The 22,501-nt window shown below is 70.6% G+C and carries 20 protein-coding genes; 15 read left to right on the top strand and 5 right to left on the bottom strand.

What is annotated here, in order from left to right; translation table 11 throughout:
• Positions 1–447 precede the first annotated feature (447 nt).
• Both AB0E94_RS44965 and AB0E94_RS44960 read left to right on the top strand, forming a co-directional pair.
• Complete coding sequence (locus AB0E94_RS44965; RefSeq protein ID WP_360340153.1) at positions 448–2,391, top strand: endo-1,4-beta-xylanase; 1,944 nt, start codon at positions 448–450, stop codon at positions 2,389–2,391.
• A 64-nt stretch (positions 2,392–2,455) separates the two neighbouring features.
• Positions 2,456–3,181, top strand: coding sequence for a hypothetical protein (locus tag AB0E94_RS44960; RefSeq protein ID WP_360340150.1), 726 nt, complete (start codon positions 2,456–2,458; stop codon positions 3,179–3,181).
• A 149-nt stretch (positions 3,182–3,330) separates the two neighbouring features.
• Here the strand turns inward: AB0E94_RS44960 and AB0E94_RS44955 are convergent, their stop codons facing one another.
• The 3 genes from AB0E94_RS44955 to AB0E94_RS44945 form a co-directional block, all read right to left on the bottom strand.
• Complete coding sequence (locus AB0E94_RS44955) at positions 3,331–4,458, bottom strand: threonine aldolase family protein (protein ID WP_360340147.1); 1,128 nt, start codon at positions 4,456–4,458, stop codon at positions 3,331–3,333.
• Between the two features lie 88 nt (positions 4,459–4,546).
• The gene (locus tag AB0E94_RS44950) at positions 4,547–5,647 is read right to left on the bottom strand and encodes an aminopeptidase P family protein (RefSeq protein WP_360340144.1); all 1,101 of its coding nucleotides are present in this window, start codon (positions 5,645–5,647) and stop codon (positions 4,547–4,549) included.
• A complete protein-coding gene (locus AB0E94_RS44945) occupies positions 5,644–7,143 on the bottom strand; it encodes an MFS transporter (RefSeq protein ID WP_360340141.1) in 1,500 nt (499 codons plus the stop codon). Before AB0E94_RS44945 ends, AB0E94_RS44950 begins: the two co-directional genes overlap by 4 nt.
• 88 nt (positions 7,144–7,231) lie before the next feature.
• Here AB0E94_RS44945 and AB0E94_RS44940 point away from each other — a divergent pair, with 88 nt between their 5' ends.
• The 4 genes from AB0E94_RS44940 (at position 7,232) to AB0E94_RS44925 (ending at position 11,780) form a co-directional block, all read left to right on the top strand.
• The gene (locus AB0E94_RS44940) at positions 7,232–8,482 is read left to right on the top strand and encodes a threonine/serine exporter family protein (RefSeq protein WP_360340138.1); all 1,251 of its coding nucleotides are present in this window, start codon (positions 7,232–7,234) and stop codon (positions 8,480–8,482) included.
• Positions 8,483–8,620: 138 nt separating this feature from the next.
• Positions 8,621–10,033 carry an APC family permease gene (locus tag AB0E94_RS44935; RefSeq protein WP_360340135.1) on the top strand — a complete coding sequence of 471 codons (1,413 nt, stop codon included), beginning with the start codon at positions 8,621–8,623 and terminating at the stop codon, positions 10,031–10,033.
• Entirely contained in the window at positions 10,030–10,443 is a 414-nt protein-coding gene (locus AB0E94_RS44930; RefSeq protein ID WP_360340132.1) for a hypothetical protein, read from the top strand. The genes AB0E94_RS44935 and AB0E94_RS44930 overlap by 4 nt, the downstream gene beginning before the upstream one ends.
• The gene (locus AB0E94_RS44925; protein WP_360340129.1) at positions 10,443–11,780 is read left to right on the top strand and encodes a dipeptidase; all 1,338 of its coding nucleotides are present in this window, start codon (positions 10,443–10,445) and stop codon (positions 11,778–11,780) included. The genes AB0E94_RS44930 and AB0E94_RS44925 overlap by 1 nt, the downstream gene beginning before the upstream one ends.
• Before the next feature lie 54 nt (positions 11,781–11,834).
• Here AB0E94_RS44925 and AB0E94_RS44920 read toward each other — a convergent pair whose 3' ends face one another.
• Both AB0E94_RS44920 and AB0E94_RS44915 read right to left on the bottom strand, forming a co-directional pair.
• On the bottom strand, positions 11,835–12,305 hold the full coding sequence (locus AB0E94_RS44920) for a hypothetical protein (RefSeq protein WP_360340126.1): 471 nt from the start codon (positions 12,303–12,305) through the stop codon (positions 11,835–11,837).
• 98 nt (positions 12,306–12,403) lie between these two features.
• Positions 12,404–13,339: a hypothetical protein gene (locus AB0E94_RS44915; protein ID WP_360340123.1), complete on the bottom strand. Its 936-nt coding sequence runs from the start codon at positions 13,337–13,339 to the stop codon at positions 12,404–12,406.
• A 186-nt stretch (positions 13,340–13,525) separates the two neighbouring features.
• On the opposite strand from AB0E94_RS44915, the gene AB0E94_RS44910 reads away from it, so the two are divergent.
• Genes AB0E94_RS44910 through AB0E94_RS44870 form a run of 9 tightly spaced genes read left to right on the top strand, consistent with a single transcriptional unit; the run spans position 13,526 to position 22,344 of the window.
• Entirely contained in the window at positions 13,526–14,545 is a 1,020-nt protein-coding gene (locus AB0E94_RS44910; protein WP_360340120.1) for a LacI family DNA-binding transcriptional regulator, read from the top strand.
• Between the two features lies 1 nt (position 14,546).
• Complete coding sequence (locus AB0E94_RS44905) at positions 14,547–16,136, top strand: FAD-dependent oxidoreductase (RefSeq protein ID WP_360340246.1); 1,590 nt, start codon at positions 14,547–14,549, stop codon at positions 16,134–16,136.
• 12 nt (positions 16,137–16,148) lie between these two features.
• Positions 16,149–17,375, top strand: a complete 1,227-nt coding sequence (locus AB0E94_RS44900) for a sugar ABC transporter substrate-binding protein (protein WP_360340117.1) — start codon at positions 16,149–16,151, stop codon at positions 17,373–17,375.
• Positions 17,372–18,259, top strand: coding sequence for a sugar ABC transporter permease (locus tag AB0E94_RS44895; protein ID WP_360340114.1), 888 nt, complete (start codon positions 17,372–17,374; stop codon positions 18,257–18,259). The genes AB0E94_RS44900 and AB0E94_RS44895 overlap by 4 nt, the downstream gene beginning before the upstream one ends.
• Entirely contained in the window at positions 18,249–19,073 is an 825-nt protein-coding gene (locus tag AB0E94_RS44890) for a carbohydrate ABC transporter permease (RefSeq protein ID WP_360340111.1), read from the top strand. The genes AB0E94_RS44895 and AB0E94_RS44890 overlap by 11 nt, the downstream gene beginning before the upstream one ends.
• A gap of 18 nt (positions 19,074–19,091) precedes the next feature.
• Complete coding sequence (locus AB0E94_RS44885) at positions 19,092–19,796, top strand: hypothetical protein (protein WP_360340108.1); 705 nt, start codon at positions 19,092–19,094, stop codon at positions 19,794–19,796.
• A gap of 51 nt (positions 19,797–19,847) precedes the next feature.
• Positions 19,848–20,150, top strand: a complete 303-nt coding sequence (locus AB0E94_RS44880; RefSeq protein ID WP_360340105.1) for a hypothetical protein — start codon at positions 19,848–19,850, stop codon at positions 20,148–20,150.
• A 46-nt stretch (positions 20,151–20,196) separates the two neighbouring features.
• The gene (locus tag AB0E94_RS44875) at positions 20,197–20,679 is read left to right on the top strand and encodes a hypothetical protein (RefSeq protein WP_360340102.1); all 483 of its coding nucleotides are present in this window, start codon (positions 20,197–20,199) and stop codon (positions 20,677–20,679) included.
• A gap of 60 nt (positions 20,680–20,739) precedes the next feature.
• On the top strand, positions 20,740–22,344 hold the full coding sequence (locus tag AB0E94_RS44870; RefSeq protein WP_360340099.1) for a peptide chain release factor 3: 1,605 nt from the start codon (positions 20,740–20,742) through the stop codon (positions 22,342–22,344).
• Positions 22,345–22,501: the final 157 nt, after the last annotated feature.

Below are 22,501 nucleotides of genomic sequence, written 5' to 3'. Positions count from 1 at the left end.
CAAGACTTCGTCTTGGCCGTTGACACGGAGGAAGCCCGGCCACGGGCGGTCATGACGAGGTGCGGGCCGCGCTCGTTGAGGTGCGGGCGGAGATGACGAGGGGCGGGAATGGTCAACGGCCGTGGCTTCGGCGAAACGATCCGCAGCATCAACTGCTCCCTCGAATGGCGCACAGCGGGATCGGCGATACAGGAAAGGGGCGCCGAGCGAGATCGCCGCCGCCGGCGTGCTGCATCGGTTGGTCGGCTGGCTGCATCTGCTCGTCGCCGAGAGCGCTGAAGCGGGTGCCGGGCGACCGGAGCCGAGCAGGCACGGGAAGGTCAGCCGGGCACGATCGGCAGGCCCGGAGGAGGCGTCGGACACCGGGCGGCAACACCGTTGTAATGGGAGCGCTCCCATGTAACGATGTCGCTCAATCTCCCTCCTCTCCCCCGAAGGAGCCCGCGAATGCGCGCTCTCCCCCGGCTGGCCCTGGCCGCCCTGACCGCGCTGGCAACCGTCGCCGTGGTCAGCGCGACCGCCGACGCCGCCGCCGATCCAACCCCCATCACCGTTCTGACCAGCGACTTCGAGGACGGCACCGTCCAGAGCTGGGCCGGCCGGTCCGCCGAGACGCTCGCCAACAGCACCACCGTCGCGCACGGCGGGGCCGCCAGCCTGCTGGTCAGCGGCCGCACCGCCACCTGGCAGGGGCCGTCCCTGAACGTGCTCGGCACGTTCGAGAAGGGCACCGCCTACACCATTTCCGTCTGGGTACGGATGGCCTCCGCCTCGGACAACGCCCGCCTCAGTGTGGAACGCCGCACCGGTGGGGTCGCCGCCTACGACCAGGTGGTCGGCAACACCGCGGTGACCAGCGGCGCCTGGGTGAACCTGACCGGCCGGTACACCCTGGCGACCGATGTGGAGTTCCTGCGTGTCTACGTGGAGACCGCGTCGACCACCGGTGACTTCCACATCGACGACGTCACCGCCAGCTACGTGCCGGCGCTGCCGATCCAGACCGACATCCCCTCGGTCAAGGACGTCGTCACCGAGTTCCCGGTCGGCGCCGCGATCACCGGCGCGGAGACCGTGACCCAGCACGGCCAGCTGCTCACGAAGCACTTCGACTCAGTGACCCCGGGCAACGCGCTGAAGTGGGACGCCACCGAGCCGACCGAGAACACCTTCACGTACGCCCAGGCCGATCCGTTGATCGCGTTCGCGAAGGCGAACGGTCTCGCCATCCGCGGGCACACCCTGGTGTGGCACAACCAGACGCCGTCGTGGGTGTTCACCGGCGCCGACGGCCAGCCGATGACGGCGACCGCCGAGGACAAGACGCTGTTGCTGGCCCGCTTGGAGAACCACATCCGCAACGTGGCCGCCCATTACGGCACCGACATCGGCGTCTGGGACGTGGTCAACGAGGTGATCGACGAGAGCCAGTCGGACGGCCTGCGCCGCAGCAACTGGTACAACGTGGCCGGTCTGGACTACATCCGCACCGCGTTCCGGGTGGCCCGTGAGGTGGCCCCGCACGCCAAGCTGTACATCAACGACTACAACACCAATGTGGCGGCCAAGCGGGACTTCCTGTTCGGCCTGGTGCAGCAGCTGAAGGCGGAGGGTGTGCCGATCGACGGGGTCGGCCACCAGGTGCACATCAACATCAACTGGCCGACGGTCGCCGATACTGAATCAATGTTGACGAAGTTCATTCCACTCAACATCGATCAACAGGTCACCGAGATGGACGTCAGCATCTACACCAGCAGCAGCGAGAGCTTCCCGACGCCGCCCGCCGATCGGCTGCTCAAGCAGGCGTACGTCTACCGCGACATGTTCGCCCTGTTCCGCAAGTACCAGGGCGAGGTCACCTCGGTCACGTTGTGGGGGCTGGCCGACGACAACACCTGGCTGGACACCTACCCGGTGGCCCGCAAGGACGCGCCGCTGCTGTTCGACACCACGTTGCAGGCCAAGTCGGCGTACTGGGGAGTGGTCGATCCCTCCAAGATCGGAACGAGCCCCAGCGTCAGCCCGAGTGTGAGTGTCAGCCCGAGCACCAGCACGAACCCGGGCACCGGCTCGTGCGCGGTCACCTACCGGATCACCGGCAGCTGGCCGGGCGGCTTCCAGGGTGACGTCAAGGTCGCCAACACCGGCAGTGCCGCGCTCACCTCGTGGAAGCTGGCCTGGCAGTTCACCGGCGGACAGCAGATCAGCCAGCTGTGGGGCGGCGCCCACACGCAGTCCGGCGCCGCGGTGACAGTCAGCAATGCCGCCTGGAACGGGAGCATCGCCGCCGGCGGTTCCACCTCGTTCGGCTTCCTCGGCAGCTGGACCGGCAGCAACCCGGTCCCGGCCGCGTTCACCCTGAACGGGACCGCCTGCACGGTCCTCTGACCGGCGTCGTCGGGGGCCGCCCCTGGCGGCCCCCGGGATGCGCCGATAAGGCACGATCGGTCGGGTGCACTACGTAACGGCGACAGCGATCGATATGACCGGAAACTGGCCCGTCCGGGTCGAGGTGCACCTGGCCGAGTGGGACGGGTCGGCGGCGGTGATCCTCGGCCGCGCGCCGCTGATCGACATCGGCGACATCCGCGGCTCACGGCTGCCGACACCGCTCGATCTGTGCTGTGACGTGGTGGGCCGCGACGACGACACCGTGGTGATCCGGCTCGGGCACGGCGCCACCGACCGGCGGGGCCGGGACACCTTCCGGGTCGCGGCCGAGGCCGTACGCCCGGAGACGCCTGGCGAGATCTTTGAGCGGCTGCTGCTGAGCCATCATGTGGATCCGGACAGCGTCACCGACGTCGAGTCGGCGTGGCTGGCGTTCACCGAGTTCGTCCAGACCGGCTTCGACGGGCTCGGCGACGACTGTTTCCAGGTCCAGTGGGGCCGTTACTCGTGGTCGGATCGCACCGCCACCCTCGGTCTGACCCGCCGGTTCACCCTCCCGGCGCCGGGCGGCCCGGCTCTGTGGCAGGTCAGTCTCGACATGCGGTTCGCCGGATTCCACACCCTGACCACCGGGGGCACCGGTTTCGACGGGACCCCGCCGGGGCCGGCACGGGCGGCTGCGCTCGCCGCGGTCCGGGCAACGATTCCCGAACATCCGCATCTGTACGATTTGTGGCGCGCCGTTCCCAGGCACAGCGCCCTGACCTTCGAGCGCGCCGACCAGTGAGGACCACGTCGAACAAGACCGCGCCGAACAGCGGGGATCGCGCCGAGCGGTGCGGACCCGCCTCGAGCCGCGGTGACCTCACCGAACGGTGCGAACCGCGCCGAGCCGCAGGGCCCGCGCGAAGCGATGGGGACCGGTGAAACCCCGGCTCAGCGCCAGGTTCGGCTCTGCGCCTGCGCGGACACCGTGACCGGGTCGGACGGGCCGATCCGGTCCCACCAGGGCACCCGGCCCAGGTTCAAGGTGCGGGTAGGCCGGCACTGCCCGGCCACGGCGATCAGCCGTTCGGCCGCGCGGATCGCCAGCCGCCGGGGCGTGCCGCTGCTGAAGACGGCACGGATCTCGGCGCGCCCAGCGGGCACGCCACGGCCGGCGAGCACCCGGACCCCGGTCTCGGCGGCCCGCGCGACGAACTCGGTCGGCGCCCGGTGCAGGCGGCTCACGTCGACGTGCACGATGTTGGTGTCCGGCCGGGTGACCTCGAAGTGTGGCGACTCGGCCAGCATGGCGGCGAATAGGGCGGCGTTGGCGTGGTCCTCGGCGAGCCGGGCGCTGTTGTGGCGCAGCGCCCACAGCGCGGCCGCGGCGGACGGGCCGGACTGGTGCAGCGCGCCGCCGTACCACAGACGGTAGCGGCGGGCCGCCCGGATGAAGTCGGCGGTGCCCAGCAGCACCGACCCGAGCGGCGCACCGAGGCCCTTGGTGAAACACAGCGACATCGCGTCGCTGGTGGCGGCCCAGGCGGCCGGGGCGATGCCGGTGGCCACGACGGCGTGCATGATCCGTGCCCCGTCCAGGTAGACCGGGATGCCGTGCCGGCTGCTCCACGCCTTCAACGAGGTGAGCAGCGGCAGCGGGTGGATCCGGCCGCCGTGGGCGGTGATCGTGTTCTCGGTCCACACCAGTCCGGTGGCCGCTGGGCCGGCGGCCGGAGGGCGGAGAAAGCCGTCGTGGGTGGTGACGGCGTCGACGGTCACTCCGGCGAGGTCACCGGCGGCGGCGGCGAACTGGTCGAGGTGATGCCCGGTCTCGCAGAGCACCGTGCTGCCACGGGCGGCGAGGACCTTCAGGGCGATCTGGTTGCTCATCGTCGCGGACGGCAGGAACAGCCCGGACTCCTTGCCGAACAGGGCCGCGCAGTGTTCCTCGAGCTCCCGGGTGGCGGTGCTCTCGCCGTACCGGTCGTCGCCAAGGCCGGCGGCCGTCATGGCCTGGACCATCGCGGGGGCGGGCCGGCTCAGGGTGTCACTGCGCAGATCTATCGACTCCACGGACATGTCGGCTCCCCGTTCGGCTCAGACGGCTGCTCCATATGTCTGATGGCCGAACGGCCGAGGTGATACCCGCCCTGCCGGTAGGGACATTTCAGGCCACGATGCGCAACTCCCGGCTGGTGTTGTTGAGCCGCCGGCCACCGTCGGCGGTCACCGTGACGATGTCCTCGATCCGCACCCCGAACCGGCCCGGCAGGTAGATGCCCGGCTCGATCGAGAAACACATGCCCGGCACCAGCGGACGCTGCTCCCCCGCGACCAGGTACGGCGGCTCGTGCGTGGTCAGCCCGATCCCGTGGCCGGTGCGGTGGATGAAGAACTCGCCGTACCCGGCCCGGGTGATCACGTCCCGGGCGACCCGGTCGATCTGTTCGCACGCCACGCCGGGACGGACCGCCTCGAACGCCGCCTGCTGCGCCTCCCGCACGATCTCGAACACCTCCCGTTCGTGCGCGGTCGGCTCGCCCACGTGCACGGTACGGGTGGTGTCCGACCCGTAGCCGTCCTTGAGGCCACCGAAGTCGAGGACCACCATGTCGCCGTCGGCGATCACCCGCTCGCCCATCTCGTGGTGCGGGTTCGCGCCGTTCGGGCCGGAGCCGACCACGGTGAAGTCGACCTGCGAGTGCCCGTGCGCCCGCAGCAGCGCGGCCAGGTCGGTGCCGATCTCGTGTTCGGTGCGGCCGGCGAAGCGTACCCCCACGATCTGCTCGTAGGCCGCGTCGGCGGCCGCGCCCGCGGCAGCCAGCCGGGCCACCTCGTCGTCGTCCTTGACCGCCCGCAACATCGGCAGCGACCCGGTCATCGACGTGTAGGCCGAACCGGGCAGCGCCTCCTGGAGGCCGAGCAGATGCAGCGCCCACGCGTTGTCGGAGACCGCGTAGCGGCCCTTCGGGTCGAGCAGGCGCGCGGCCGCCGCGAACGGATCGGTCCCGTCGGCCCAGTCGGTGATCGTCACCGCGCCCGCCCCGGCGGCCTTCGCGGCGTCCGGGCGTTCCAGCACCGGGACGATCAGGTGCGGATCGTGGCCGGCGTCGAGCACCAGCATGGTGATCCGCTCGGTGATCGCGGTCGGCCGGTAGCCGGTGAAATAGGTCAGGTCCGGGCCGGGGGTGACGAGCAGGCCGGTCAGCCCGGCCTCGGCGGCCTGGGTGACCGCGCGGTCCATCCGGCGGCGGAAAAGGTCCGTCATGTCGGGGTTCCTCCTGTGGGGACGGGCCGGGTGGGGATGGTGTGGCTGGTCGAGGCCGCGGCGGCGGCCAGGTGCACGGCACGCGGCTTCTCGGCCCGGTGCCGGCGCATCAACACGATAAGGGCGACCCCGGCGGCGGACATCACGGTCATCAGGATCGACGCGCCGGCCAGGCCGGCGGCCAGCGCGTCCGCGGTGGAGGCCCCTTCGGCGGTACGGGACTCGGTCACCGCCGTGGACACGGTGGCGACCGCCGCGACGGCCAGGGAGCCGCCGACGTAGCGGGCCATGTTGGAGATGCCGGACGCCTGCCCTACCTGGTCCTCCGGCACGGCCGAGGTGGATGCCGACGACGCCGGGCCGTTGGCCAGCCCGAGCCCGACCGCGATCACGATCAGCGGCAGCACGAAGGTGGAGTAGGTCCAGCTCGCGTCGACCAGGATGAGCGCGGCGCTGGCCAGGGCGGCCAGCCCGAACCCGAGCGCGACGGCCCGGCCCGCCCCGATCTTCACGGCGAGCGGGGTGATCAGCGGAGTGATCGCGATCATCGCGGCCGCCGCGGGCAGGGTGGCCAGGCCGGCTTCGAGGGGGGTCATGCCGAACGCGGCCGGGTCCTGGAAGTAGAGGCTGAGCAGGTACATCAGGGCGTTGATGGCCCCGGCCACGAGCAGGATGGCGATGGTCGCGCCGACCAGCACCCGGTTGCGCAGCAGCGCCAGATCGACCAGCGGGGCGGCGGCGCGCTTCTCGGCGGCCACGAACCCGAACCCGCCGACGACCGCGAGCAGCAGGCAGCCGATGGTCGGGGCGGACAGCCAGCCCCACGAGCTGCCCTCACTGAGCGCCAGCACGAGCGGGGCCAGCGCGACCGCGACCAGGATCGTGCCGAGCACGTCGATCGACCGGCTGCGCTGCTCGTCGCGGGACTCCCGCACGGTGAACCGGGCGATCGGGATGCAGATCGCGGCGACGACCGCGTCGATCCAGAACAGGCCCTGCCAGCCGGTGGAGTCGACCAGGACCCCGCCGATCAGCGGCCCGGCGGCCGCGCCGACCGCCGACGCCGCGCCCCACATGGTGATCGCCCTCATCTGCTCGGCGCCCGCCGAGCCGACCGACAGCAGGCTCATGCCGCAGGCCAGGATGGTGGAGCCGGCCGCGCCCTGGATCATCCGGCCGGCGATCACCCCGCCGCCCGAGCCGGCCAGGGCGATCAGCGCGCACGAGACGACGAACAGCAGCAGCCCGCCGATGAACACGCGCCGCCGGCCGAAGACGTCGCCGAGCGCGCCCGAGGTGACGATGACCGCCGCACCGACCAGCATGTATCCGGTCACCGCCCACTGGAGCTGGTCGACCGGGACACCGAGGTCGGCGCTGATCGCCGGGAGCAGGATCGTCACCGCCGAGGTGTTGGCGTTGACCACGAGCGCCGAGACGCAGGCCGCCAGCAGCACGCCCGGTCCGGCCTTCTTCGACTGCACTTCAATGGACACGCCGGTCAGCCTCGCGCCTTCGCGGGCACGGTGGATCACCCGCCCGGGGTGAGCCGTCGGCCACTGCTGTGGACCTACCGTCCAGCCGATGAACAACGTCGGGTTGCAGGAGTTCCTGCAGTATCTCGGCAGTGCGCTCACCTCGGCCGGTGAGGCGGTCAACCAGATCGAGGAGCGGTTGCTGCGGGTCGCCCGGGCGTACGGCGCGCCGCAGGCCCGGGTCAGTGTGCTGCCGACCTATCTGGTGGTCGCCCTGGAACCGGGTCAAGCGGCCACCATGGAACCGACCCGGATGCTCAACGGCGGCTTGCGGCTGGACCAGACGGCCGCGGTCTACGACGTTCTGAAGGCGGCCGAACGGACCGAGATCACCCCGGTGGAGGGCATCGAACGGTTGCGGACGATCTCCCGGATGCGGCCCCGGTTCCACCTGTCGGTCCAGGCCCTCGGCTACGCCGTGCTCACCGTCGGGATCTGCCTGATCCTCCAGCCGACCTGGTCGGACCTGCTGCTCGCCGGGATCTTCGGCGCCCTGGTCGGGGTGTTCAAGATGGTCGGCGTGCGCTGGGCCAGCGTACAGATGATCATGCCGGTGACCGCGTCGTTCCTGGTCGCCGCGACCACGTTCCTGCTCGCCGACAGCGGCTGGGCGGACGCCGACCTGCGGGCCATGGTCGCCCCGCTGGCCACCTTCCTGCCCGGCGCCATGCTCACCATGGCCGTGGTCGAGCTGTCCGCGGCCGAGATGGTGACCGGAGCGAGCCGGCTGGTCGCCGGGATCCTGCAGCTGATGCTGCTCGCCTTCGGGATCATCGGGGCCGCGCAGGTGGTCGACCTGCCCCGGTACGAGGTGCCGGTGAGCGCCCCGGAGAACTCGATCGGCACGTGGGCGCCGTGGCTGGGCGCGCTGGTCGTGGGGATCGGCTGCTATCTGGTGTACTCAGGCCCGCCCCGTACCCTCGGCTGGCTCTGTTTCGTGCTCTACGCCGGCTGGACCGGCCAGTACCTGGGCGGCATCGTGCTCGGCGGCTACCTGAGCGGGTTCGTCGGCGCTCTGGTGCTGACCGTGGTGGCGTACATCGTGGAGCGTCTGCCGTCCGGGCCACCGGCGCTGGTCTCCTTCCTGCCCGGGTTCTGGCTGCTGGTGCCGGGGGCGCTGAGCCTGATCGGGCTGACCGAATACCTGGCCCAGAGCGCCACGCTGGGTTCGGAGGATCTGCTCGGCGCGGCCGGGTCGATGGTGGCGGTGGCGCTCGGCGTCCTCTGCGGGCACCCGATCTTCCGGGCCCTGGCGCGCACCTTCGGCCGGACCGGGCTGCTGCGCACCGAACGCAGGTAACGGGCTGATACGCACCGAACGCAGGTAACGGCTCTGCGCATCGAACGCAGGTAAACCGCTCTCCACGGATGAGGCGACAACCGCCCGCCGACACCGACGATGCCGCCAGAAGCCGCTCTGTCACGAAGGGAGGCGGCGTTGAGCTCCACTGACGTGTCCGCCAAGCGGACCATCAACTACATATCCTGGGTCGCGCTGGCGTTGATGACCACGAGTTCGGTGGCCAGTCTGCGCCCGTCCCCGACGATGGCCGTCTACGGCCTGGCCAGCATCTTCCTGTACCTGGTGCCGGCCATCGTGTTCCTGCTGCCGACCGCGCTGGTGTCGGCGGAACTGGCGTCCGGCTGGTCCGGCGGCGTCTACAAGTGGGTGAGCGAGGGACTGAACAAGCCACTGGGCTTCCTCGCGGTGTGGTGCCAGTTCGCCATGACGATCTTCTACTACCCGAGCCTGCTCGGGTTCGTGGCGAGCACGCTGGCGTACGTCATCAATCCCGAACTGGCCTCCAGCGGCGTCTGGACCGCCATCGTGATCATGGTCTGCTACTGGACCGGCGTGTGGATCTCGTCGCGCGGCACCAGCGGGGTCGCCGGCCTGGCCAGCGGCGGCCTGATCATCGGCACGCTGATCCCGGGCGCCCTCCTGGTGATCCTCGGCACGGTGTTCCTGGGTCAGGGCAACGAGTCGGCCGCCCCGATGACCGCCGACCACCTGCTGCCGGCCTGGGCCGGGCTGTCCAGCCTGGTGCTGATCGTCAACAACTTCCTGTCCTACTCGGGCATGGAGATGAACGCGGTGCACGTCGGCTCGCTGAAGAACCCGGGCCGGGAGTTCCCGCGGGCGATGTTCCTGGCCATGGGCCTGGTGCTGCTGATCTTCATCCTGCCCGCGCTGGCGATCAGCTGGGTGGTGCCGGCCGAACAGCTGTCGCTGACCGCCGGGGTGATGCAGGCGTTCGACGCGGTGTTCGCCGAGTTCGGCACCCAGTGGCTGACCCCGATCCTGGGCATCATGCTGGTCGCCGCGTCGCTGGGCGGCATGCTGACCTGGCTGGCCGGGCCGTCCAAGGGCCTGCTGCTGATCTCCCGGCAGGAGGGCTATCTGCCACCGTTCCTGCAGAAGCTGAACAAGCACGGCGTGCAGCAGAACATCCTGGTCACCCAGGGGCTGGTGACGACCGTGATCGCGCTGGCCTACGCGTTCATCCCGGACGTGTCCAGCGCGTACTGGATCTTCTCGGTGATCACCACACAGGTGTACCTGATCATGTACCTGCTGATGTTCGTGGCTGCCGTACGCCTGCGCAGGACCCAGCCCGACCACCCGCGCGGCTACCGGGCCCCGATGATCACCGGGCTCTGCGGCGTCGGGTTCGCGGCGTCGTTGGCCGCCCTGCTGATCGGCTTCATCCCGCCGTCGCAGTTCGGCTCCGGCAGCGTCGGCACCTACCTGCTGATCGTCGCCGGTGGCGCGCTCGGCCTGGGCCTGCTGGTGCCGTACCTCTTCTACCGGCTGCGCAAACCGTCCTGGAAGGAGGCGTCGGCGGCATGAGAGCCAACACGCTGCTCTACACCATCTGCGGGGCGACGGTGGTGCTGTTCGCCGGCATCGGCCTGATCACCTACAGCAACGACTACCAGGCCGACAAGGCCGCCGAGAAGGCCGCCCAGCTGCAGGCCGAACTCACCGCGGCCGGGCTGCGGGTGCCGTCGACCGAGCAGATCGTCAACACGCTCGGCGCCGACGGCGGGGCGGTCTGCCTCGACCCGGACGACGCGCTGCGTCGCGGCATCCTCTACGGCCAGCTCACCAACGGCGCCGGCGGGCCCGGGCTGCGGCCCGTGATCGCCGACAACAAGGTGGTCCAGGGCCAGCTGCTGATCATCAAGGTGTACTGCCCGACATACCTCGAACCGTTCCAAGAGGTCGTCGACGGCCTCAAACTCGAGGACGTGGCCTGATGGGGCTGCGCGAGGACGTCGCCGCCCTGATGGGCCGGGCCCGCAGCGACCTGGCCGAGCTGGTGGCGATCCCGTCGGTGGCCGACCCCCGGCAGTTCCCGCCCGAGGAGTGCACGAAGGCGGCGAACTGGGTGGTGGACCGGTTCGCCGAGGCCGGCTTCACCGGCCTGGCCCTGCACGACACCAGCGACGGCAGCAAAGCAGTCCATGGGGTACGCCCGTCGCGTGACCCGGACGCGCCGACCGTGCTGCTGTACGCCCACTACGACGTGCAGCCGCCGTTGGACGAGGCGGCCTGGCGTACCCCGCCGTTCACCCTCACCGAGGTGAACGGACGCTGGTACGGCCGGGGCGCCGCCGACTGCAAGGGCAACATCGTCATGCACCTGACCGCGCTGCGGGCCCTGGGCGACGACCTCGGCGTCAACCTGAAACTGATCGTGGAGGGTTCCGAGGAACAGGGCACCGGCGGCCTGGAGGATTTCGTCGAACGCCATCCGGACCTGCTCGCCGCCGACGCGATCCTGGTCTGCGACACCGGCAACGCGGCGGTCGGAGCGCCGGCCGCCACAGTGACGCTGCGCGGCCTGGCCAACGTGGTGGTGACGGTCGACGCGCTGGCCGGCGAGGTCCACTCGGGCATGTTCGGCGGCCCGGCCCCGGACGCGCTGGCCGCGCTGATCCAGATCCTGTCGTCCCTGCGCGACCGGGTCGGCAACACCACGATCGCCGGGCTGGACAGCGGCCAGACCTGGACCGGGGCGCCCTACCCGGCCGAGCAGTTCCGGGCCGACGCCGGACTGCACGACGGGGTGGCGCTGCTCGGTGACGGCACGGTGTCCGACATGGTGTGGGCGCGGCCCGCGGTCACCGTGCTCGGCATCGACTGCCCGCCGGTGGTCGGTTCGGCGGCGGCGATCCAGCCGCGCGCCCGGGCCCGGCTCAATCTGCGGGTGCCGCCGGGCACCGACGCCGCCAAGGCGCAGGACGCGCTGATCGCGCACCTGCACGCGGCGGCGCCGTGGGGCGTGCGGGTGAGCGTCGAGCCGGAGGCCCTGGGCCAGCCGTTCGAGGCCCGCACCGGCGGCCCGGCCTACCGCACGCTGGAGTCGGCGATGCGGGAGGCGTACGGCCGGGACATGGCCACCCTCGGTCAGGGCGGCTCGATCCCGCTGTGCAACGTGTTCGCCGCCACCTACCCGGAAGCCGAGATCATCCTGATCGGGGTGGAGGAGCCACTGGCCGCGATCCACGCCCCGAACGAGAGCGTCGACCCGGGCGAGATCGCCCGCCTGGCGCACGCCGAGGCGCTGTTCCTGAGGCATTACCGGAAGTAGGAGGGGACGGAACAGGCCCGGCAGCGTGCTGCCGGGCCTGTTCCGTTGTTCCGGTCAGGAGCGCCGGCGGCGGTCGCGGCGGCGCTGGGGGGCCCGGGGCAGGTGGCTGATGCCGGCCGCCAGATACGGGCCGACCAGTTCCACCCGGTCCCCGGACGGCGCGGTGACCTCGAGCAACGCGCCGTCCGGCAGGCGCAGGTGCACGGCGAGGGCGCCCCGCCGCCCGGACAGGCCGTACACCCCGGCCACGGTGATCTGGGCGAACATCCGCAACCGGCGGTCGAGGACCGGCCCCCGGCGGATCACCAGCACGTCGTCGCGCCAGTATGCCCACATCCGCCGGGACCAGCGCCGGCGCAGGAACCGCCAGCAGGCCGGCCGGGGCCCGGCGGACCGGAACCGGGCGGCGAACACCGGGCCCTCGCGGATGAACGCCCGCTGCCGGCGGCGGTCCCAGGCGATGCCGGCCAGTAGTGACAAACCCAGCGCCAGCAGAGCGGCCGACGCGACGATCGATACGTTCAACCCGCAACTCCTCCGCGTTCCGTCCTGGCTACAGCCTCGACGGGTCAGCGGGCGGGCGCGTCACCCCGCAATGATGAGATCAGGAGCCCCGGATGAGATCAGGAGGCACGGGCGATGCAGATGCGGGCGTTCAGCCGGGCCCCGGCCTCGTAGAACATGTACTGCACGCCGCCGTCGGTGCCGAACGACGGCGCGGCGGTGCGGCCGTTGTCGGAGGCGATCGGGGTGTGGAAGACGCCGAGGTGGACCTCCCGGTCGAAGCCGTTGCCGACCTCGGTGATCCGCATCTTCCCGTCGTTGCCGTGGTAGGCGACGTAGGTGGTGCCGTTGCGCTCGACCACGTGCGGGCCGGAGATGTCGGTGAGCCCGTCCGGGGCCGGGCTGATCAACGGGGTCTGGGCGAACTGCCACTGGTCCCAGCCGTTGGGTGACCAGCCGTGGTAGATGTGCCGCTTCCCGCCGAGCACACCCATGTAGACCATCACGTACCGGCCGCTGTGCGCGAACACCCGGGCGTAGGAGGTCTCGGTGAGGCCGGGCACGAGCCGGGTGCTGAGGATCGGCGTCTCGTCACGGAAGGTGAGCCCGTCCGAGGACCGGGCGACCCGGGTGGTGGTGTTCTCCCCGTGGTAGTAGAGGTAGAACTGCCGGGCCGACGGGATCCAGGTGACGTGCGGTGACGACACGTGCGACACGGTGGTGCTGGGCAGCACGTTGTCGATGACCGGGTTCGCGGTGTGCTCGGTGAACGGCCCGGCCAGCGAGTTCGCCCAGGCCACGCAGATGCCGCCGGGCTTCTCGTGCGGTGCGTAGTACAGGTAGTAACGGCCGCGGGCGCCGCTGATCTTGTCGTAGACGCCGCGGATGCACGGGAAGATGAACTCCCCGGTCGGGTTGTAGGCCAGCGGCATGGTCAGCGCATCCCGCAGGTAGGTGTAGGCAGGCATGCCGGCCGGCCCGGCGGCCTGCGCCGCGCGGGGCACGGAAGCGACGAACAGGCCGGCGGTCCCGGCGATCAACGAGCGTCGTTTCACAATCAAACCCTTTCTTGGGTACGGACGACGGGCCCCCGAATGACCTGAAGTTTCGCGACCGTTAACGATGCAGGTCAAGGTGCTAATACCTATTACTGCTGGACTTTCCTTGACGCCCGCCGATGCCGTGTCCCACGATTTCCCCAGTTTGTTAATGCGTATTACCGGCGCAACAAAGGGGACCCAGTGTCGAGCAGCAGGCGGGTGACGCAGCAGGACATCGCCCGGATGACAGGCGTCAGCCAGACCACCGTGTCGATGGTGCTCAACGAGCGGGAGGACGCCGCCCGGATCGCCCCGGAGACCAGGGAGCGGGTGCTCGCGGCGATCCGCCGCACCGGCTACGTCGCCGACCCGATCGCCCGGCGGCTGGCCGACCGGCGCAACCGGTTCCTGGGGGTGTTCACCTACGAGCCGGTGTTCCCGGCCGGGCTCGGCGACTTCTACCACCCGTTCCTGGTCGGCATCGAGGAGTGTGCCGAGAGCATCGGCTGTGACCTGCTGCTGTTCACCAGCGCGCCGGTGGTGGACGGGCGGCGGCGGATCTTCCACTCGGACAACCGGCTGCGGCTGGCCGACGGGTGCATCCTGCTCGGCCGCTGGCTCGACCCGGACGAGCTGGCCCGGCTGATCGCCGAGGGGCAGCCGTTCGTGAGCGTGGGCCGCCGCGACGACGCCGGCGGGCCGGTGCCCTATGTCGGCGCCGACTACCCGGCGGCCACCGCGGCGCAGGTCAGGCGGGCGGTCGAGCTGGGCCACCGGCGGATCGCCTACGTGGGTGAGGGCGCGGGCGCCGAGTCGCACGCCGACCGGCTGAGCGGCTTCACGGCCGCGGTCGGGGAGGCCGGGATCAGCGGCGTGCACGTGCCGTTCACCGCGGCCGCACAGGTCATGGATCGACTACTGGAGCAGGAGGTCACGGCGATTTTCGTGGAAGAGTTCGCGGACGGGGCGATGCTGGCCGAGGAGGCTGGGCGGCGCGCGCTGGCCGTACCCGATGATCTGTCTTTTGTGGCTCTCGGGGATCCGACCCGGCCGGTCGGCACGGACCTGGAGTTCACCGGATTCCGGATTCCGCGGCGGGAGATGGGCTGGCAGGCCGTCGAGGTGCTGTCGGCGATCCTGGACGGAACTGGCGGGTCGATTCAGCGGCTGCTGCCGTGCGAGCCGGTGGCCGGGGCGACGCTGGCGGTGGCCCGTGCGTGAGATGCAGGCCGACGTGGTGATCATCGGTGGTGGGCTCGGTGGGGTGGCGGCGGCGCTGGCCGCGCTGCGGGCCGGCCGGTCGGTGCTGCTGACCGAGGAGCACGCCTGGCTCGGCGGGCAGCTGACCAGCCAGGCGGTGCCGCCGGACGAGCACAGCTGGGTCGAGCGGTTCGGGGTGACGGCGAGTTACCGGGCGCTGCGCGACGGCATCCGCGACTACTACCGCGCCCACTATCCGCTGACCGATCGGGCCCGCCGCACCCGGGACCTCAACCCGGGCGCCGGGCACGTCAGCCGGCTGTGTCACGAACCGCGGGTGGCGGTGGCCGTCCTGGAGGCGATGCTCGCGCCCTACCGCGGTTCGGGGCGGTTGCGGCTGCTGCAACCGGCCGTGCCGGTGTCGGCGGAGACCGACGGCGACCGGGTCACCTCGGTGACCGTCCGGCACCACGGCGACCCGATCGTGCTCACCGCGCCGTACGTGCTGGACGCCACCGAGACCGGCGAGCTGCTGCCGATGACCGGAACCGAACACGTCACCGGCGCCGAGTCGCAGGCCGACACCGGGGAGCCGAGCGCCGCCGAGATCGCCGACCCGGCGAACATGCAGGCGATGTCGGTGTGCTTCGCGATCGACCACGTCGACGGCGACCACACCGTCGACCGGCCGGAGCGCTACGACTTCTGGCGCGCCTACCAGCCGCCGTTCTGGGGCGCGCCGATGCTGTCCTGGCAGACCCCGAACCCGCGCACCCTGCAGATCTCCACCCGGTCGTTCACCCCGAACCCGGACGACGACCCGTGGCTGGTCGACGCCGACCAGCGGGTCAACCCCGGTGACGGCAACCTGTGGACGTTCCGGCGGATCGCCGCCCGCCGCAACTTCGCTGGCGGCGCCTATCCGAGCGACATCTGCCTGGTCAACTGGCCGATGATCGACTACTTCGAGGAGCCGTACGTAGGCGCCCCCGACCCGGCCGCGGTGGAACGGGCCGCCCGGGAGCTGTCCCGCTCGGTCCTGTACTGGCTGCAGACCGAGGCGCCCCGGCCGGACGGCGGCACCGGCTGGCCCGGCCTGCGGCTGCGCGGCGACGTCACCGGAAGCCCGGACGGGCTGGCCATGGCGCCGTACGTCCGCGAGTCGCGCCGGATCCGCGCCGAGTACACGGTCGTCGAGCAGGACCTGTCGCTGGCCGTGCGCGGCGACAAGGGCGCGGTGTCCTATCCCGACGCGGTCGGGGTCGGCATGTACCGGATCGACCTGCACCCGTCCACCGGGGGCGACAACTACATCGATGTGGCGTCCTGCCCGTTCGAGATCCCGCTCGGCGCGCTGCTGCCCCAGCGGATGGAGAACCTGCTGGCGGCCGGCAAGAACATCGGCACCACGCACATCACCAACGGCTCGTTCCGGCTGCACCCGGTCGAGTGGAACGCCGGCGAGGTGGCGGGGGCGCTGGCCGCCTTCTGCCTCGACCGCGCGGTGTCCCCACGCGCCGTCCGGAACACCCCTTCGCTTCTCACCGAGTTCCAGAACCACCTGAGCGCCGACGGTGTCGAGCTGCGCTGGCCCGACATCAGCGGTTACTGAGAAAGGACCCTCATGCGAAAGTTCGCTCCCATAGCCGCATTGCTCCTGCTCACCGCCTGCGGCAGTCAGCCCGAGGCGGACGGTCCGGTCACGCTGCGGATGACCACCTGGTCGGCGAACCCGGCCCACGTCGAACTGTTCAACGCGATCGCCGCCGACTACAAGACGACCCACCCGGACGTGACGGTCGCGTTCGAGGCGCTGCCGCTGGAGAACTACACCACCACGGTGACCACGCAGATCGCCGGCGGCAACCCACCCGACATCGCATGGATCCTCGAAGGCGCCGCCCCCGACTTCGTGGCGTCCGGCGCTCTGGTCCCGCTGGACGACAGCATCGAGAACACCGCCGACCTCGCGCCCACGGCGACCGCGTTGTGGAAGCAGGACGGCAAGCTGATCGGGTACCCGTTCTCCACCTCGCCGTTCGGTGTGTTCGTCAACACCGACCTGCTGAAACAGGCCGGTCAGACGCTGCCCGCCGGCGAACAGTGGACCTGGGAGAACGCGATCGCGGTGGCCGGCGCGACGGCCGCGAAGACCGGAAAACAGGGTCTGGTCATCCGCGACTTCGACTACAAGGACTGGACCAACCTGGCGACCGTCTTCCGTGGCTGGGGCGCCGACGCCTGGACCGCCGACGGCAAGACCTGCGGCTTCGACCAGCAGCCGATGGTCGACGCGATGACCTTCCTGCACCAGGCCGTCTTCACCGGCAAGGCGCTGCCCGCACCGGGCGTGGCCGCCGACTTCTTCGCCGGCGAGTCGGCCATGACCATCGCCCAGATCTCCCGGGCGTCGCTGCTCAAGGACGGCACGTTCGCCTGGACCCTGGTGCCGCTGCCGGCCGGGCCGGCCGGCGCCTACTCGGTGATCGGGCAGGGCGGGCTCGGCGTGCTCAAGAAGGGGAAGAACACGGCCGCCGCCAGCGAGTTCGTCAAATTCTTCACCAGCCAGGCCAACTCGGAGAAACTCGCCCAGTTCTTCCCGCCGCCCCGGCAGTCGCAGCTGAACGCGACCACCCTGGCCAAGGCGAACCCGCTGCTCAAGCCGGAACAGCTGCAGGACGTGGTGATCGACGGCATCGCCACCGGCAAGGTCAAGCCCAGCCACGCCGGCAGCGCCGAGATCAACCAGGCGGTCCGGGCCGCGCTCGACCCGCTGTGGAAGCCCGGCGCCGACGTCAAGGCGGTCCTCGGCGGCGTGTGCACAGCCATCAACCCGCTGCTGGCGAAGTGAGCTACTGGACCACCCGGCGGCGCGACCATCTGACCGGCTACCTGTTCGTCACCCCGGCCCTGATCGGCGCGGTCGCCTTCGTGTTCGTTCCCCTCGTGCTGGTCGTCTGGTACAGCCTGCACGAGTGGAACGTGCTCGCCGACACGTTCGACTTCGTCGGGGCCCAGAACTACCGGGCGCTCGCCGAGGATCCGCAGTTCCCGGGCGTGCTCCGGGCGACCGCGCTGTTCTCGGCGGGCCTGGTCGTACTCAATCTGGGTCTTGCTCTGGTCCTGGCCGTGCTCCTCAACCAGAAGCTGCGGGGCACGACGTTCTTCCGGGTGCTGTTCTTCTCGCCGGTCGTGGTGTCGCTGCTGGCCTGGACCATCGTGTGGGGTTTCCTGCTGCAGGACAACGGCGGCATCAACGCGTTCCTCGACCTGGCCGGCGTCGACGGCCCGAACTGGCTGCGATCCGAGGGCACGGCGATGGCCTCGGTCGTGATCGTGCAGGTGTTCAAGAACGTCGGCCTCAACATGGTGCTGTTCCTGGCCGCGTTGCAGGGTGTCCCGCCGGAACTGTACGAGGCGGCCCGCACCGACGGCGCCGGCGCGTGGACCGTCTTCCGGCGGATCACGCTGCCACTGATCAGCCCGACGATCCTGCTCACCTCGATCATCACGGTGGTCGGCTCGTTGCAGGTGTTCGCGCAGATCAGCGTCCTCACCCAGGGCGGGCCGGGCACCTCCACCACGGTCCTCGTCTACTACCTGTACCAGCAGGCGTTCCAGTTCCACGCCTTCGGCTACGGCTCCACCCTGTCCGTCGTGCTGTTCCTGATCGTGCTGGCGCTGACCGTTCTCCAATGGCAGATGCGCAAGAAGTGGGTCTTCCATGAGAACTAAGAACAAGCTTCTGCTGTACGGCCTGCTGCTGGCGCTGTGCGTGCCGTTCGTCTTCCCCACCTGGTGGATGGTCACCAGCTCGTTCAAGCCGAACGCTTCGATCTTCGCGTTCGACTTCGCGCCGGGCACCTGGACACTCGAGCCGTGGCGGCAGGTGTTCACCATGCAGCCGTTCGCTCAGCAGTACTGGAACAGCGCGTACATCGCGGTCGTGGTCACGCTGGGCACCCTGGTGGTGGCGTCGACGGCCGGCTACGCGTTCGCGCGGATCCGGTTCCCCGGGCAGAACGCCCTCTTCCTGGTGGTGCTGACCGGGCTGCTGATCCCGAGCGAGGTGACGATCGTGCCGCTGTTCCGGATGTTCAACAGCCTCGGCCTGGTCGACACGCACTGGCCGCTCATCCTGGTCCCGATGCTGGGCCCGCCGAGCGTGCTGGCGACGTTCATCATGCGGCAGTTCTTCATCACGCTGCCCGGCGAACTGGAGGAGGCGGCCCGCATCGACGGGCTGGGCCGGCCCGCCATCTTCCGGCGGATCGCGCTGCCGCTGGCCCGCCCGGCCCTCGGCGCGGTCGCGATCTTCACCTTCCTGCACAGCTGGAACCTGTACCTGGAACCGGTGGTCTACATCTCGTCCCGGACGAAATACACGCTGCCCCAGGCGCTCACCCAGTTCACCGACGCCTACCAGGGACAACTGTGGAACGTGCAGCTGTCGGCGGCGTCGATGACCGCGATCCCGGTGCTGATCGTGTTCGTGATCGCCCAGCGGCAGTTCATCGAAGGTTTGGCCCATACCGGCCTGAAGGGGTGAGGCGCTAGGTTCTCCAGCATGAATCGATGGTGGTTGTGGGCGGTCGGGGGCGTCGGCGCGGTCATCCTGGCGGTGGCCGGGTGGAAGACCTTCTTCTCCCCCGATCCGGGCGCGGCGCTCATCGTGCTGGTGATCACCGGCGGCCTGCTGCTGATCAGCCCGTTCCTGCTGCCCCGCCTGGAGGCCCTCGTCCTCGGCACCGACGGCTTCAAGCTGCGGGTGGTCCGGGAGATGGCGCTGCACGGCGCGCCGGAGACGGCCCGGCTGCTCGACAACACCGAACTGGCGGAGATCGCCGAGGCGTACGGGGTGATCCACACCCAGCTGGTCGGCGGCACCTTCTACACCGTCCGCAAGCAGGTGCAGGATCACCTCGTCACCCGGGCCGCGGCGTTCGCCAGCCAGCGGACCCTCAACCCGGACGAGATCAGGGCTCTCTTCCCGACCGCGTCCGGGCCGGTGCGGGTGCTGCTGCTCGGGCTGATGCAGGGCGATCCGCGGCTGGTCGACGTGGCGGCGCTGGCCGAGGGGATCAGTGTCCCGGTCACCCGTAACGAGCAGTTCCAGGCGCTGGTGCTGGTGCTGGCCAACCTGCGGCGCTTCACCGAGACCGAGCGGGCCGCCCTGATGGCCGCGATCGACGGCGCCGACCTGGGCCAGGACGACAGCGACCGCCGCAAGATGGTGGACCGGATCCGGGCGGCCGATCACTCGCCGCAGTGAATCCGCGGCCCGGCGGCGGTCCGGGAGCGTCCGGCGGCTGATGCTGAGGGCATGTCCGTCATGATGATCCTCAAGTTGAAGGCCGACCCGGACGCTCTGGAGCGCTTCGCGAACGCCAACCCCGAGCTGATGGCCCGCGTCGAGAAGGCGGGCCGTGAGCTCGGCAACGTCAGGCACTCCTTCGCCGCCGGCGACGGCGAGGTGGTCGTCGTCGACGAGTGGCCGGACGAGGCGGCGTTCCACACGTTCTTCGCGAGCCAGCCCGACGTGGGGCAGATCATGCACGCGGCCGGCGCCGAGGGCACGCCGGAGATCACCTTCTACCGGAAGCTGGACACCCCAGGGCAGTTCTGAACGGGCGGACGACAGGCCGGGACGGCGCGTCGGGCAGGATGATCACATGCCTGACGCGCCGTTCGCCGTGTTCGACGTGGACGGGGTGGTCGCCGATGTCCGGCACCGGCTCCGGCACGTCGCGCGGCAGCCGAAGAACTGGGCGGCGTTCTTCCGCGCCGCCGACCGGGACACGCCGCTGGCCGACGGGACCGACCTGGTCCACCGCTATGCCGGCGATCACCGGCTGGTGTGGCTGACCGGGCGGCCGGAGTGGCTGCGGCCGGTGACCGAGGCCTGGTTCGCGCGGCACGGGCTGCCGGCCGGGCGGCTGCTGATGCGGCCCGACGACGACCGGCGGCCCGCCCGGGACTACAAGCTCAGCCGGCTGCGGCGGCTCGCCCGGGACGGGGCGATCGCGGTCGTCGTGGACGACGATCCGGCCGTCGTGAAACGGCTGAAAAGCGAGGGGTTTCCGGTGCGGCTGGCCGACTGGGTGCCGTACGAACGCTCGCTGCGACAGGCACAGGAACGCGACGGCCGTACCTGAACTATGGTTGCGGGGTGTGGCGGCCGGTGGCCGCCATCGTTTCGTGAGGGGTGTGGATCGGTGAGTCAAAACGTGCTGACATCGGCGGCGGGGGTTGCCGCCCAGGCGGCGCGACGGCGTACGTTCGCGGTGATCTCCCACCCGGACGCCGGCAAGTCGACGATGACCGAGGCCCTCGCCCTGCACGCGCGTGTGATCGGCCAGGCCGGCGCGGTGCACGGCAAGGGCGACCGCAAGGGTGTCGTCTCCGACTGGATGGCGATGGAGCAGCAGCGTGGCATCTCGGTCACGTCGGCGGCTCTCCAGTTCTCCTACGGCGACACCGTCATCAACCTGCTCGACACGCCCGGTCACGCCGACTTCTCCGAGGACACGTACCGGGTGCTGACCGCCGTCGACAGCGCGGTGATGCTGCTGGACGCGGCCAAGGGCCTGGAGCCGCAGACGCTGAAGCTGTTCGAGGTGTGCCGGCAGCGCAGCATCCCGGTGATCACGTTCATCAACAAGTGGGACCGGCCGGGCCATGAGGCGCTCGCGCTGATGGACGAGATCGAGCAGCGGATCGGGCTCAAGCCGACCCCGCTGACCTGGCCGGTCGGGATCGCCGGGCACTTCCACGGCGTCATCGACAGGCGGACCGGGGTGTTCACCCGGATGCAGCGCTCCCCCGGCGGCGCCGACCTGGCGATCGAGGAGGAGATGGGCGACGCCGAGGCGGCCGAGCGGTACGGCGCCGAGTGGGTGACCGCCAACGAGGAGCTGGAGCTGCTCGGGATGACCGGCGCCGACCACGACCAGGCGACGTTCCTGGCCGCCACCAGCACGCCTGTGCTGTTCGGGGCGGCGGTCGCCAACCTGGGTGTCCGGCAGCTGCTGAACATCCTGGTCGAGATGGCCCCGCCGGCCACCGCCCGGCCCACCGCGGCCGGTGGCGAGCAGCCGGTGGACAGCCCGTTCTCCGGGTTCGTGTTCAAGATCCAGGCGAACATGAACCGCGCCCACCGCGACCAGGTCGCGTTCATGCGGATCTGCTCGGGCCGGTTCGAGCGCGGCATGATCGTCACGCACGCCGGGACCGGGCGGCCGTTCACCACCAAGTACGCGCAGCAGGTCTTCGGGCAGGGCCGCGACACCATCGACGAGGCGTTCCCGGGTGACGTGGTGGGCCTGGTCAACGCGACCGCGCTCGGTATCGGTGACACGCTCTACGCCGACAAGGCGGTCCAGTACCCGGCGCTGCCGTCGTTCCCGCCGGAGCACTTCGCGGTGTGCCGGACCGATGACACCGGCGCCTACAAGCGGTTCCGCCGGGGCATCGAGCAGCTCGACGGCGAGGGTGTGGTGCAGGTGCTCCGGTCCGACCTGCGTGGTGACGGCCTGCCGGTGCTGGCCGCGGTCGGGCCGATGCAGTTCGAGGTGGCCAGTTTCCGCCTGGAGGCCGAGTTCGGGGTCAAGGTGCATCTGGACCGGCTGCCGTACGAGATCGCGGCCGTCACCGACGCCGAGGGCAAGGAGATGCTGCGCGGGGAGTCCCAGGTCGAGGTGATGACCCGGGTCCGGGACGGTGCGCTGCTCGCGGTGTTCGCGCACCGCTGGCGGATGCGGACGGTGGCCGGCCGCCACCCGAACCTGAAGCTGGACGCCCCGCTGGACGCCGGCCTCTGAGCGGAGCGGCGGGGGCCGGCCCGGGGGGGGGGGCGGGCCCCACCGTGCGGGGGTGGCCCGTGGTGGTGCCCACCGTTTGGGGCGCGCGGGTGCCCCCGAACTTCTCGGTGGCCACCGGCGCCACGATCGCCAGTTTCTGGACCATCAAGGCCGGGCC

This window comes from Actinoplanes sp. NPDC026670 (assembly GCF_040638175.1).
Taxonomy (GTDB): Bacteria; Actinomycetota; Actinomycetes; order Mycobacteriales; family Micromonosporaceae; genus Actinoplanes.
The sequence above is the reverse complement of the archived record's forward strand: the minus strand, read 5'-3'. Positions and strand labels throughout refer to the sequence as shown.